15 protein-coding genes are annotated in these 12,285 nt (G+C 69.5%); 9 read left to right on the top strand and 6 right to left on the bottom strand.

The genetic code is table 11. The features are described 5' to 3' along the window. Positions 1–423 (bottom strand): aminotransferase class V-fold PLP-dependent enzyme (locus FOY91_RS22350; protein ID WP_238995546.1); only part of this gene is annotated, 423 nt, incomplete at its 3' end. Next, on the bottom strand, positions 420–1,502 hold the full coding sequence (locus FOY91_RS11010; protein ID WP_203234548.1) for a cysteine desulfurase family protein: 1,083 nt from the start codon (positions 1,500–1,502) through the stop codon (positions 420–422). The genes FOY91_RS22350 and FOY91_RS11010, both read right to left, overlap by 4 nt. A 93-nt stretch (positions 1,503–1,595) precedes the next feature. Between FOY91_RS11010 and FOY91_RS11005 the strand changes: the two genes are divergently transcribed. Continuing rightward, positions 1,596–2,243 carry an alpha/beta hydrolase gene (locus tag FOY91_RS11005; RefSeq protein WP_145151457.1) on the top strand — a complete coding sequence of 216 codons (648 nt, stop codon included), beginning with the start codon at positions 1,596–1,598 and terminating at the stop codon, positions 2,241–2,243. 669 nt (positions 2,244–2,912) lie between these two features. Here FOY91_RS11005 and FOY91_RS11000 read toward each other — a convergent pair. Together FOY91_RS11000 and FOY91_RS10995 are read right to left on the bottom strand one after the other, a co-directional pair. Continuing rightward, the gene (locus FOY91_RS11000; protein ID WP_145151454.1) at positions 2,913–3,092 is read right to left on the bottom strand and encodes a hypothetical protein; all 180 of its coding nucleotides are present in this window, start codon (positions 3,090–3,092) and stop codon (positions 2,913–2,915) included. 21 nt (positions 3,093–3,113) lie between these two features. Continuing rightward, positions 3,114–3,593 carry an SspB family protein gene (locus tag FOY91_RS10995; protein ID WP_145151451.1) on the bottom strand — a complete coding sequence of 160 codons (480 nt, stop codon included), beginning with the start codon at positions 3,591–3,593 and terminating at the stop codon, positions 3,114–3,116. A gap of 77 nt (positions 3,594–3,670) precedes the next feature. On the opposite strand from FOY91_RS10995, the gene hisB reads away from it, so the two are divergent. The 7 genes from hisB (at position 3,671) to FOY91_RS10960 (ending at position 9,082) form a co-directional block, all read left to right on the top strand. After that, positions 3,671–4,282, top strand: coding sequence for an imidazoleglycerol-phosphate dehydratase HisB (hisB, locus tag FOY91_RS10990; protein WP_145151448.1), 612 nt, complete (start codon positions 3,671–3,673; stop codon positions 4,280–4,282). Then, complete coding sequence (hisH, locus tag FOY91_RS10985; protein ID WP_145151444.1) at positions 4,275–4,895, top strand: imidazole glycerol phosphate synthase subunit HisH; 621 nt, start codon at positions 4,275–4,277, stop codon at positions 4,893–4,895. Before hisB ends, hisH begins: the two co-directional genes overlap by 8 nt. A 10-nt stretch (positions 4,896–4,905) precedes the next feature. Continuing rightward, positions 4,906–5,640, top strand: coding sequence for a 1-(5-phosphoribosyl)-5-[(5-phosphoribosylamino)methylideneamino]imidazole-4-carboxamide isomerase (gene hisA / locus FOY91_RS10980; RefSeq protein WP_145151441.1), 735 nt, complete (start codon positions 4,906–4,908; stop codon positions 5,638–5,640). A gap of 167 nt (positions 5,641–5,807) precedes the next feature. After that, complete coding sequence (gene hisF / locus FOY91_RS10975; protein ID WP_145151437.1) at positions 5,808–6,587, top strand: imidazole glycerol phosphate synthase subunit HisF; 780 nt, start codon at positions 5,808–5,810, stop codon at positions 6,585–6,587. A 31-nt stretch (positions 6,588–6,618) separates the two neighbouring features. Next, the gene (locus FOY91_RS10970; RefSeq protein WP_145151433.1) at positions 6,619–6,939 is read left to right on the top strand and encodes a phosphoribosyl-ATP diphosphatase; all 321 of its coding nucleotides are present in this window, start codon (positions 6,619–6,621) and stop codon (positions 6,937–6,939) included. Between the two features lie 26 nt (positions 6,940–6,965). Then, positions 6,966–7,343 (top strand): histidine triad nucleotide-binding protein, encoded by a 378-nt coding sequence (locus FOY91_RS10965; RefSeq protein WP_145151430.1) that lies wholly within the window; start codon positions 6,966–6,968, stop codon positions 7,341–7,343. 107 nt (positions 7,344–7,450) lie between these two features. Further along, positions 7,451–9,082, top strand: coding sequence for an amino acid permease (locus FOY91_RS10960; RefSeq protein WP_145151427.1), 1,632 nt, complete (start codon positions 7,451–7,453; stop codon positions 9,080–9,082). 223 nt (positions 9,083–9,305) lie between these two features. Here the strand turns inward: FOY91_RS10960 and FOY91_RS10955 are convergent, their stop codons facing one another. Further along, positions 9,306–10,304: an adenosine kinase gene (locus FOY91_RS10955; protein ID WP_145151424.1), complete on the bottom strand. Its 999-nt coding sequence runs from the start codon at positions 10,302–10,304 to the stop codon at positions 9,306–9,308. A gap of 152 nt (positions 10,305–10,456) precedes the next feature. On the opposite strand from FOY91_RS10955, the gene FOY91_RS10950 reads away from it, so the two are divergent. After that, a complete protein-coding gene (locus FOY91_RS10950) occupies positions 10,457–10,840 on the top strand; it encodes a hypothetical protein (RefSeq protein ID WP_145151421.1) in 384 nt (127 codons plus the stop codon). Positions 10,841–10,898: 58 nt separating this feature from the next. Here the strand turns inward: FOY91_RS10950 and queG are convergent, their stop codons facing one another. After that, positions 10,899–12,041: a tRNA epoxyqueuosine(34) reductase QueG gene (gene queG / locus FOY91_RS10945; protein WP_145151418.1), complete on the bottom strand. Its 1,143-nt coding sequence runs from the start codon at positions 12,039–12,041 to the stop codon at positions 10,899–10,901. Positions 12,042–12,285 lie beyond the last annotated feature (244 nt).

Here is a 12,285-nt window from a genome sequence, read left to right as displayed (position 1 = left end):
GTTCAGCGCCTCGGTCGCCCCGCTGGTGAAGATCAGCCGGCCAGCCGGCATGCGTGCGCCAGACGGGGTCGCATCCGGCCGCGCTTTCCCGGTCCATGCCGACAGATCCTTGCCCGCGTGCGGCGTCGCCGTTCCCGGCCCGTCCCCATCCGCGCGCAGCATCCCCGTCGCCGGTGTGCCCCCCGGCCAGCGACCGTCCGGTCGCAGCGCCACGTCCTCCACCCGCACCGGATCGCCCGGCAGGGAATCAGCTACCAGCGCCGCCAGCACCCGCGTGCGCGCCGCCTCCACCGCCGCCGCCGCCTCGCGGCCCATGCTGTGCGGGGAGTGCGGATTGCCGTATTTCTCCTCAAGCCACGGCAGCATCGCCGCCCTCGCCTCGGGCGCGAGCGGGGTGGTGGCCTGATAGTCGAGGTAGATCATGCCCGCGTTCTCGCCCCTGCCGCCATCCGCGTCCATACCTCGGCGCAGCGATAGATGTCGGTGCGGCTGGTGGCGGGGCCGAAACTGATCCGCACCACCTCGCGCGCCTCCGACTCCGCCCAGCCCATCGCGGCGAGCACATGGCTGGGGCTGACACTGCCCGACGAACAGGCCGAACCGGACGACACCGCGATGCCGGCCATGTCGAACTGGATCAGCTGCGCCGCCGCCGCCACCCCCGGCATCCGGTACGATCCGATCGACGGCAGCCGCGCCGCGCCCGCCGCCACGATCTGCCCGCCCGCCGCCACGATCGCGCGATCCAGTTGCAGCCGCAGCTCGGCGGCGCGGTTCATCCACGCGCGTGGCCGGTCCAGCGCGGCGGCGAAGCCCAGCGCGGCAGGCACGTTCTCGGTGCCGGCGCGATAGCCCTGCTCCTGCCCGCCGGTGGGGGAGAGAGTGGCCGGATCGCGCACCAGCAGCGCGCCGATGCCGGGCGGCCCACCCAGCTTGTGCGCGGAAACCGCGATGAAATCGGCCTCGGGCAGCGCCACCTTGCCCGCCGACTGCGCGCAATCGGCCAGCAGCAGCCCGCCCGCCGCGCGCGTGAGGGCGGCGATCTCGGCGAGCGGCTGGATCACCCCCGTCTCGTTGTTCACCGATTGCGCCACCACCAGCGGCACGGCCGCCCCGTCGGCTCCGGCCCGCGCCAGCGCGGCCTCCAGCGCGGCCAGATCGATCCGCCCCTCCGCGTCGCAACCGATCGCGGGCGGCACCGGGCGGCGCACGGCATCATGCTCGATCGTGGCGGCAATGCGCGCGCCCGCCTTCGCCCGCGCCACCGCCAGCGCGATCGCCTCCGTCGCGCCGCTGGTGAAGATCAGGCCGCCGCCCCAGCCCAGCGCCCCGGCGATGCGGCTGCGCGCCTGCTCGATCGCGGCGCGCGCCGCACGGCCCTCGGCATGGGGAGACGACGGGTTGGCCCACACCCCCAGCGCGGCCGCCATCGCCTCGCGCGCGGCCGGCACCACCGGCGTGGTGGCCGCGTGATCGAGATAGATTCGGGTCGCCAACACCATCGCTTCCTGTGAAGATTGCGGAAAACGTCTCGCCTTATATATAGGCGGGCCTTGCGTCGCACCCTCCGTGACGCCCCAGTCAAGCAGGTTGCGATGCCCGAAGTCATCTTTCCCGGACCAGAAGGCCGGCTCGAAGGCCGTTTCAACCCGGGGCCGCGCCCGCGCGCGCCGGTCGCCATGATCCTGCACCCGCACCCGCAGGGCGGCGGCACGATGAACAACCGTATCGTCCAGCAGCTTTACCAGACGTTCGTGCGGCGCGGGTTCGCCACACTGCGGTTCAATTTCCGCGGGGTCGGCAAGTCGCAGGGCGTGTTCGACAACGGCGTGGGCGAACTTTCCGACGCGGCGAGCGCGCTCGACTGGGTGCAGTCGATCCACCCGGAAGCGCAGACGACGTGGATCGCCGGCTTCTCGTTCGGCGCGTGGATCGGCATGCAGTTGCTGATGCGCCGCCCCGAGATCAAGGGCTTCATCTCGATCGCGCCGCCGGCCAACATGTACGACTTCACCTTCCTCGCCCCCTGCCCGTCCTCCGGCATCATCATCCAGGGCGACGGCGACGAGGTGGTGACGCCCAGCGCGGTGCAGAAGCTGGTCGACAAGCTGCGCACGCAAAAGCACATCACCATCCACCACGACACGATCCCGAAGGCCAACCACTTCTTCGAGCACGAGATGCCCGACCTGATGAAGTCGGTGGACAATTATCTGGACATGCGGCTGGCCGGGGATCGGTGACGGAGCGGGCGGGACTATCGCCGCCCCATTGACCACCTTGCATACTGCCTCGGCTCAAACATCGCCAGCTTGCCGAGCGGGCGATGGCATGGATGAGGGGGGCGGTGACAACGCGGGTATGAATGTCATAATTTGGTGGAAAGCGGAAGTGCGGCTTTCAGCTATCCGAGGAGATGCAGTGAGTCGCTCAGGGTGTGCCGTCTTGCGGCGCGGGTTCACCATCCCACGTCGATCCTTCAGCGCATCTACCACTGCTGCAACCGTAATCTATCATCATCGCTCGAACTTGTCGCTTCGCTGCACAAGACGCGGCTACTGACGGGCGAAATAGAATGATCGGCTTCGGCGACATTCCACGGGTGAGGCTCATAAGCTGTTTCAGGTCGGTCCAACTAATACGGCTTCTGTTAAAAGACGGTCGCGCCTGTTCATCGAGCTCGACGAGATTTATCATGCGGTAACCGAAGCCGGGATTGGGCCAATAGCCCCAGCCCGGCGGAGGATCGCAATTCCAAGCGTTGTTCCACCCCACGCCGATCAACGATCCGGCCAGGATCAACGGCAGGATATATGGGGTGAGTGCACGCCGCTTCATTCCGCGAGAGTGGCGTGTGTCGCCAGTGAGAGCAACGTCCGCTTCTGGGCGTTAGCTTCCGAATAAGACGAAGACTAAATCGGCCACGTCAAGATCAGCACGTTCCCCAGCAGCACCAGCGCGGCCACGATCATCAGCACGCCCCGCCGTCGGTCGGCCACCCGCCGGCGGATCAGGTACACGCCGCCCGCCACCAGCGCGAACACCGCCAGCATCGCGATCGTGAGGAACAGGGAGGTGTTGCCCGCCGGCATCGCCGTGCAGCCCCGGCGGGGCTATTTCTTGCGGGTGAAGTCGACCGAGACGACGTTGGAGCCGTCCTCGATCGGTTCGGCGATCGGCGCGTCGTTGCCGGCGCTGTTTGCCTCGGGCGAATCGTCCTCGCCCTGCGCCTGGAATTGCAGCGCGAAGTTCACCGCCGGATCGACGAAGCCGGTCACCGCCGAGAACGGCACGATCAGCTTGGACGCGACCTGGTTGAAGCTCAGCCCCACCTCGAAACCGTCCGCCGTCACCTTCAGATCCCAATAGCGGTTCTGGATGACGATCGTCATCTCATCGGGAAAACGCTCGGTCAGGTGGCGCGGAATGTCCACGCCGGCCGCCCCGGTCTTGAAGGTGATGTAGAAATGGTGCTGGCCGGGCAGGCCGCCATTCTTCTCGACCTCCCCCAGCACGCGGCCGACGACCGCCCGCAATGCCTCCTGGACGATCTCGTCATAGGGAATCAGGCTGTCGGGCGCGGTGTCGCTCATGCCCTGCTTGGTGGACGTTCGGGCCGGGCCGGTCAAGACGCGTTGCGCCCGGCGCTGCCCGCGCTATAGCCGCCGGCATGTCACAGGCTTCTCGCACCGCCTCTCTCTCGCGCACCACCAGCGAGACCGATATCTCGGTCGAGCTGAACCTCGACGGCACCGGCGTGTACCGGATCTCGACCGGTATCGGTTTCCTCGATCACATGCTCGAACAGCTTTCGCGCCATTCGCTGATCGATATCACGCTGGCGGCGAAGGGCGATCTCCACATCGACCAGCACCACACCACCGAGGATTCGGCGATCGCGCTGGGCGAGGCGTTCGCCCGCGCGCTGGGCGACCGGCGCGGCATCGCCCGCTTCGGCCACGCCTATGCGCCGATGGACGAGACGTTGACGCGCGCGGCGATCGACATTTCCGGCCGGCCCTATTCGGTGTGGCGGGTGCAGTTCACCCAGAGCAAACTGGGCGATTTCGATACCGAACTGTTCGAGCACTGGTTCCACTCGTTCGCGCAAGGGGCCGGCATCACGCTGCATGTCGAGAATTTGTACGGGCGCAACAACCACCATATCGTCGAGAGCAGCTTCAAGGCGGTGGCCCGCGCGCTGCGCGCCGCGATCGAACTGGATCCGCGCAAGGGCGATGCGATCCCGTCCACCAAGGGCACGCTCGGCGGCCATGGCTGAACGACTGGCGCTGATCGATTACGGCGCGGGCAACCTGCGCTCGGTGGAAAACGCCCTGCGCGCGGCCGGCGCCACCGACGTGGCCGTCACCGCCGATCCGGCGGTGGTGGCGGCGGCGGACCGGATCGTGCTGCCCGGCGTCGGCGCCTTCGCCGCGTGCATGGGCGCGCTTTCCGCCATCCCCGGTATGGTCGAGGCGATGGGACAGGCGGTGCACACGCACGGCCGCCCGTTCCTCGGCGTCTGCGTGGGGATGCAGTTGCTGGCCGATGCCGGCGAGGAACATGGCCGCCACGCCGGCCTCGGCTGGATCGGCGGCACCGTGCGGCTGCTGGAACCGGCCGACGCCTCGCTCAAGGTGCCGCACATGGGCTGGAACGACGTGGCCGCCGCCCGCCCCCACCCGCTGATCGTGCCGGGCGAGGCCTATTATCTCCACAGCTACGCCTTCGACGTGGCGGACCCCGCGCATCTGGCCGCCACCACCGATCACGGCGGGCCGATCGCCGCGGCCGTGGCGCGCGACACGATCGTCGGCGTGCAGTTCCACCCCGAGAAGAGCCAGGCCTACGGCCTCGCCTTCCTCACCCGCTTTCTGGACTGGAAACCATGAGCCTGCCGAAATGAGCCTGATCGTCTTCCCCGCCATCGATCTCAAGGGCGGCCAGGTCGTCCGCCTGGCCGAGGGCGACATGGATCGCGCGACGATCTACGGCGACGATCCGGCGGCTCAGGCGCGGGCGTTCGCCGAGGCCGGGGCGGATCATCTCCATGTCGTCGATCTGGATGGCGCGTTCGCCGGCAAGTCGGTGAACGGCGGCGCGGTGGAGGCGATCGTCAAGGCGTTCCCCGGCAAGGTGCAGGTCGGCGGCGGTATCCGCGACCGCGCCGGGATCGACCGCTGGCTGGCGCTGGGCGTCGATCGCGTGGTGATCGGCACCGCCGCGCTGGAGAACCCCGATCTGGTGCGGGAGGCCGCGCGCGATCTGCCGGGCCGCATCGTCGTGGGGGTCGACGCGCGCGACGGTTTCGTCGCCACGCACGGCTGGGCCGAGGTGTCCGACCTCGCCGTCGCCGATCTGGCCGCGCGCTTCGTCGATGCCGGGGTCGCGGCGCTGCTGTTCACCGATGTCGGGCGCGACGGGATGCTCAAGGGCTGCAACGTGGCCGCCACGCTGAAGCTGGCGCGGCATACCACGATCCCGGTGATCGCCAGCGGCGGTGTGGCCGGCATCGCCGACATCCTCCAGCTTGCGCGCCACCATTCGGAAGGCATCGAGGGCGTCATCACCGGGCGCGCGTTGTACGACGGCCGGCTCGACCTCGCCGATGCGCTGCGTATCGCGCGGGGGGAGTGACGGGTGTCTCGACTTCGCTCGACATATGACGGCACTCTTTCGATAACGAAGAGACCCGCTTCCTTTCCCCGAGCGAAGTCGAGGGGCCACCCGGCCAAAACCCACGCCGCTGGATGGCTCGCGGCGTATCTCGACTTCGCTCGATACATGGAAGGTGTGGGTCGGCCATGACCGTCCGCGTCCGCATCATCCCCTGTCTCGACGTCGCCGGCGGGCGCGTGGTGAAGGGGGTCAATTTCGTCGATCTGGCCGATGCCGGCGATCCGGTGGCGCAGGCGAAGGTCTATGACGCGGCCGAGGCGGACGAATTGTGCTTCCTCGACATCACCGCCAGCCACGAGGGGCGCGGCACCATCCTGGACGTGGTGGCGCGCACTGCCGCCGTATGCTTCATGCCGCTCACAGTGGGCGGCGGCGTGCGGACTGTGGAGGACGGGCGCGCGCTGCTCTTGGCCGGGGCGGACAAGGTGGCGATCAATTCCGCCGCCGTCGCCCGGCCCGAACTGGCGGGCGAACTGGCCGAGCGGTTCGGCAGCCAGTGCGTCGTCGGCGCGATCGACGCGCGCGGCACCGGCCCCGGCCGGTGGGAGATCTTCACCCACGGCGGGCGGCGCGGCACCGGGATCGACGCCGTCGCCCACGCCCGCCACCTTGCCGAACTGGGCGCGGGCGAACTGCTCGTCACCTCGATGGACCGCGACGGCACGCGCGGCGGCTACGATCTCGCGCTCACCCGCGCGATCGCCGATGCGGTGCGCGTGCCGGTGATCGCCAGCGGCGGCGTCGGCACGCTCGACGATCTGGTGGCGGGCGTGACGCAGGGCGGCGCGAGCGCGGTGCTGGCGGCCTCGATCTTCCACTTCGGCAAGCACAGCGTGGCCGAGGCGCGCGCGGCGCTGGCCGCGGCCGGCCTGCCGGTGCGCGGGGCGGCGTCGCCCCGCGCTTGACGCGCCGGCCGCACGGCCCTTTAAGGCCGGCATGGCCGACACCCTCTTCACCCTCGAAGCGACCATCGCCGCCCGGCGCGGCGGCGATCCGGCGACCTCCTATGTCGCCAGACTGCTGATGCGCGGCCGCCCCAAGATCGCGCAGAAGCTGGGCGAGGAGGCGGTGGAGACGGTGATCGCGGCGATGCGCGGCGACAAGGCGGAGGTGATCGGCGAGGCGGCCGACCTGCTGTTCCACCTCGCCGTGCTGCTCGCCGAGATGGAAATCCCGCTGGCCGACGTGCTGGCCGAGCTGGACCGTCGTGAAGGCACCTCCGGCATCGCCGAAAAGGCCGCGCGCGCCGTCACCTGACCAAACTGGCCCCGAGGAGCCAAACCATGCCGATCGACGCCACCCTGCCCTACGACGACACCAATATCTTCGCCCGTATCCTGCGCGGCGAGATCCCGGCGAACACGGTGTATGAGGACGACCACGCCCTCGCCTTCCACGACATCAACCCGCAGGCACCGATCCACATCCTCGTGATCCCGAAGGGTTCGTATGTGTCGTGGGACGATTTCAGCGCGAAGGCCGACGACGCCACGATCGCCGGCTTTGTCCGCGCGGTGGGGCATGTCGCGCGCGAGAACGGGCTGGTCGCGCCGGGTTATCGCCTGCTCGCCAACATCGGCGGGCACGGCCATCAGGAGGTGCCGCACCTCCATGTCCATCTGTTCGGTGGGCGGCAGTTCGGCGCGATGCTGCCGCGCTGACGGCCTGCCCTCGCATCCGCGCCGGGGCTTGCGCGGGCGGCATTAGCGTTTAGGCTCCCCCCATAGGCCGGGCTGTTCAACGCCCGCACCCCCGGGGGGAAAATTGCATGATATTCGGGCGCGTTAAATCTCTGGACGCCATCATGGCGACGGCGGAGAAGAAGGGTCTTCACCGCACGCTGGGCGGTTTCCAACTGACGATGCTGGGCATCGGCGCGGTGATCGGCACGGGCATCTTCGTGCTGACGTCGGAAGCCGCGCAGAAGGCGGGGCCGGGCATGATGCTCAGCTTCGTCGTCGCCGGCTTCGTCTGCGCGGTGGCGGCGCTGTGTTATTCCGAACTGGCCTCGATGGTGCCGGTGTCCGGTTCCGCCTACACCTATACCTATGCGGTGATGGGCGAGCTGCTCGCATGGATGGTGGGCTGGGCGCTGATCCTCGAATATGCGGTGGGCGCCAGCGCCGTCGCGGTCGGCTGGTCCAACTATGCGGTGGGGCTGTTGCGAAACGGCCTGGGCGTGGATTTCCCCTCGATCATCAGTAATGCCGACGGGTTGAACGCGCGCGTGCTGCTGGCGCTCGGCTCCGATGCCACGCCCGACCTGCTGAAGGCGGTGGAGGTCGGCGGCTGGATCAACATCCCGGCGATCTTCATCGCATTGATGGTCACCTGGCTACTGGTGATCGGCACGACCGAAAGCGCGCGGGTGAACGCGGTGCTGGTGGCGATCAAGATCGCCGCGCTCACCCTGTTCGTGGCATTGACCATCCCGGTGATGAAGGGCCAGAACTTCGAGCCGTTCATGCCCACCGGCGGCGCCGGGGTGCTGGGCGCGGCGGCCTCCATCTTCTTCGCCTACGTCGGCTTCGATGCCGTCTCCACCGCAGCCGAGGAGACCAAGAACCCGCAGCGCAACGTCCCGATCGGTCTGATCGCCAGCCTGCTGATCTGCACCATATTCTACCTGCTGGTCGCCGCCGGCGCGATCGGCGCGATCGGCGCCCAGCCCGAAATGGGCGCCGCCGGCGTACCGCTGGCGCCGGGTTCGGCCGAGATGGCCGGGCGCTGCGCCTCGCTGGTGGCGGGCGGCGCGCTGGAGCCGCTGGTCTGTTCGAAGGAGGCGCTGGCGCATGTGCTGCGCGAGATCGGGTGGAGCAAGGTGGGCAACCTGCTCGGCATCGCCGCCTTCCTCGCGCTGCCCTCGGTGGTGCTGATGATGATGTTCGGCCAGACCCGCGTGTTCTTCACGATGGCGCGCGACGGGCTGCTGCCGGAGAAGCTCGCCTCGGTCCACCCGCGCTACCGCACGCCGCATGTCGTCACCATCGTGACCGGCTGCGCGGCGGCGGTGGCGGCGGCGCTGCTGCCGGTGGGCAAGCTGGCGGATTACTCGAACTCGGGCACGCTGTTCGCCTTCTTCATGGTGGCGATCTCGGTACTGGTGCTGCGCAAGACCGATCCGGGCCGAAAGCGTCCGTTCCGCACGCCGCTGGTGTGGGTCATCGCGCCGCTGGCGATGGTCGGCTGCCTCGGCCTGTACATCTCGCTGCCGCTCACCGCGATCCTGGTGCTTCCGGTCTGGGGTGCGGTCGGGCTGCTGATCTATTTCGGCTACAGCCGTCGCCGCAGCCATGTCGGCCGCGGGCTGGACGGGGTGCCGGAACTGGATGCGGACGCCCCGCCCCTGCCCGTGCCGCCGCTGCCCGGCGCGCCCACGCCGGGGGGCAAGCAGGCCTGAAGCGGGAGTGTCAGGCTGACCTTCGGCCGCTCATCCTGAGGAGGGACCGAGCTTGCCGAAGACCCGTCTCGAAGGACGTGGCTGCTGCCCTTCTTCGAGACGCCATTTCTGACTTCACGTGACAGCAACGGCAAACGTTTCTCGGAAGCTCCGCAACCACGCATAAAAGAAGGCCCGCCTCCTTGCCGGGAAGCGGGCCTTTTCATCGACTGGCGTCGAACGTTCAGCCCAGGCGGGCGGCGACCAGCGCCTTCAGGTCCGCTTCGGGCCGCGCGCCATAATGCGAGATCACCTCGGCGGCGGCGATCGCGCCCATCGTCAGGCAGTCGGCGGTCGGGCGGCCGGCGGCATGGCCGGCGAGGAAACCGGCGGCGAACAGGTCACCCGCCCCGGTCGTGTCCTTCACCTGCGCCACCGGCTCGGCGGGCACCGCGAAGAAGCGGGTGCCGCCCTCCACCGCGATCGCGCCATGCTCGCCGCGTGTCACCACCAGCAGCGGCACCTTGGCTGCCAGGTCCGCCACCGCCGCATCGAAGTCGCGCGTCTCGTTCAGCGAAAGGATCTCGGCCTCGTTGGCGAACAGGATATCGATCTGCCCGCTTTCGATCAGCGTGCGGAAATCGGCGCGATGCCGCTCGATGCAGAAAGCGTCGGACAGGGTGAACGCCACCTTGCGCCCTGCCCCCTTCGCGATGGTGATCGCGGCGCGCATGGCCGCACGCGGCTGCTCCGGATCCCAGAGATAGCCCTCGAGATACAGGATCGCGGCCGAGGCGATCAGCGACTGGTCGATCGACGCCGCCGGCAGATACTGCGCCGCGCCGAGGAAGGTGTTCATCGTGCGTTGCGCATCGGGCGTCACGAGGATCAGGCAGCGCGCGGTCGGCGGTTCCGGCGCGCGCATCGGCGTATCGAAGGCGACGCCCAGCGCGCGAATGTCGTGGGTGAAGACGCCGCCGAGGAAATCGTCCGCCACCTGCCCGATGAAGCCGCACTTGCCGCCGAGCGCGGCGATGCCGGCGACGGTGTTGGCGGCCGACCCGCCGCTCGCCTCGATCCCCGGCGCCATGCGGCCGTACAGCCCCTCGGCGGTATCGGTGTCGACGAGCCGCATCGAGCCCTTCTCGATCCCCTCGGCGGCGATGAACGCCTCGTCGGCTTGGGCGATCACATCGACGATGGCGTTGCCGATCGCGACGATATCGAGGCTGGTGGCGGTCACGCTTTACTCCCTTGTCTGTCGCGGGCGACCTAGCCGCCACGCCGGGCGCGCGCAACCGCACGACCGCCGGCCGGCGCATGGCCGGGGCGCTCCGGCGGATCGCGACGGCAGGGCGGTTTCCGGCGGGGCGGCGATGGCGCTATGGGCGGGGCATGAACCGCCTTTTTCCCGCCCGCCCGGCCGCGCTGGCGCTGCTCGCGCTGCTCTCCGCCTGCGCCACCGCGCCCTCGCAGCGGCCGCTGAACCCGCCGAGGATCCCCACCGTCGCGCTCGGCGCGGGGCTGGAACGGGTAATGGGCAAGGATGCGCGCACGCTGCAGAGCCTGTTCGGCGCGCCCGATCTGGACGTGCGCGAGGGGCCAGCGCGCAAGCTGCAATATGTCAGCACCGTGTGCGTGCTCGACGCCTACCTCTACCCGCCCGCCGCGGCACGCGAGCCGCTGGTGCGCTATGTCGACGCGCGCCTGCCCAACGGCGACGACTTCGACCGGGCCAGTTGCGTGGCGGCCCTGAGCCGGCGGCTGGAAGCGCGGTAAGCCGACCGCCACATATTCAGAAGGCGGGTGACGGCAGGTTCCGATGCGGCCCGCTAAGTCAGGCGAAAGCCGCCCACTCGCCCCGGACATCCGGGTCGGTTTCTCCGCCCAGCCGTTCCGCCCGCGCCCTCGCGAACGCCCCCGGATCCAGTCGGCCGAGCGCCCACGCCGCCGCCCCGCGCACCGCCGGCGCCGGATCGTCGAGCAGCCCCGTCACCCGCGCGACCAGCCCGGGATCGCCGCTGTTACCCGCCGCGATCAGCGCGTTCCGCACCATCCGATCGCGCCCGATGCGCTTGATCGGGGAGCCCGCGAACACCTGCCGGAACCCCGCGTCGTCCAGCGCCAGCAGGTCGCGCGTCTCCGTGACCGCCAGTTCCGCACGGGCGGCAAAGGCGCGATTGGCGGCGGCGGACGCGGCGAACTTGTTCCACGGGCATACGGCGAGGCAGTCGTCGCACCCGTAGATGCGGTTGCCCATCGCCACCCGGAACTCGGCCGGGATCGGCCCCTTGTGCTCGATCGTGAGGTACGAGATGCAGCGCCGCGCGTCGATCCGGTAGGGTGCGGGGAAGGCATCGGTCGGGCAGGCGCGCTGGCAGGCGTCGCACGATCCGCACCCGCCGCCCGAAGGCGGATCGGGCGGCAGGTCCAGCGTCGTCATGATCGCGCCGAGGAACAGCCAGCTGCCGTGTTCGCGGCTGACGAGGTTGGTATGCTTGCCCTGCCAGCCCAGACCCGCCGCCTCGGCCAGCGGCTTTTCCATCACCGGCGCGGTATCGACGAACACCTTCACGTCGCCGCCCGCCCGATCGATCAGCCAGCGGGCGAGCGCCTTGAGCGCCTTCTTGACGACATCGTGATAATCCTGCCCCTGCGCGTAGGTGGAGATGCGCGCCACCCCCGGCTCGCCGGCCAGCCGCAGCGGATCGTCCTTCGGCGCATAACTCAGCCCCAGCATCACCACGCCGCGCGCCTCGGGCCAGAGCGCGGTGGGGGCGGCACGGTGATCCGCGCGCGCCTCCATCCACGCCATCCCGCCGTGCGCGCCGCTCTCCAGCCACTCGCGCAACCGCGCGCCCGCCTGCGGGATCGCCTCGACCGACGCGATTCCGCAACTGGCAAAGCCGAGCGCCGCCGCTTCCGCCTTCAGCGCGGCGACCAGCGCATCGTGCGATAGGGGAGGGAGCGGGATGGTCATACGCCGCCGTCTATCCCGCATCCCCGCCATGCCGAAACCGTTTCGACACGGGGCCGACGGACGGCCGAACCACTAGGCGCATAGGCCAGGCAGGTTGGCGGCATACCGGGGGGCGGAGTGGGACAGGAAGCGACGGTTCAGATCGCCCGAGACTATGCCGGATCGAGCAATCGCTCGATGGCGACGCGCCGGGATCGAGCCACAGGCAGATCAGGTACAAGTCACAAAAGACCGCCACCTGTGG

The organism is Alterirhizorhabdus solaris (genome assembly GCF_007785815.1).
GTDB classification, from domain to species: domain Bacteria; phylum Pseudomonadota; class Alphaproteobacteria; order Sphingomonadales; family Sphingomonadaceae; genus Alterirhizorhabdus; species Alterirhizorhabdus solaris.
The sequence above is the reverse complement of the archived record's forward strand: the minus strand, read 5'-3'. Positions and strand labels throughout refer to the sequence as shown.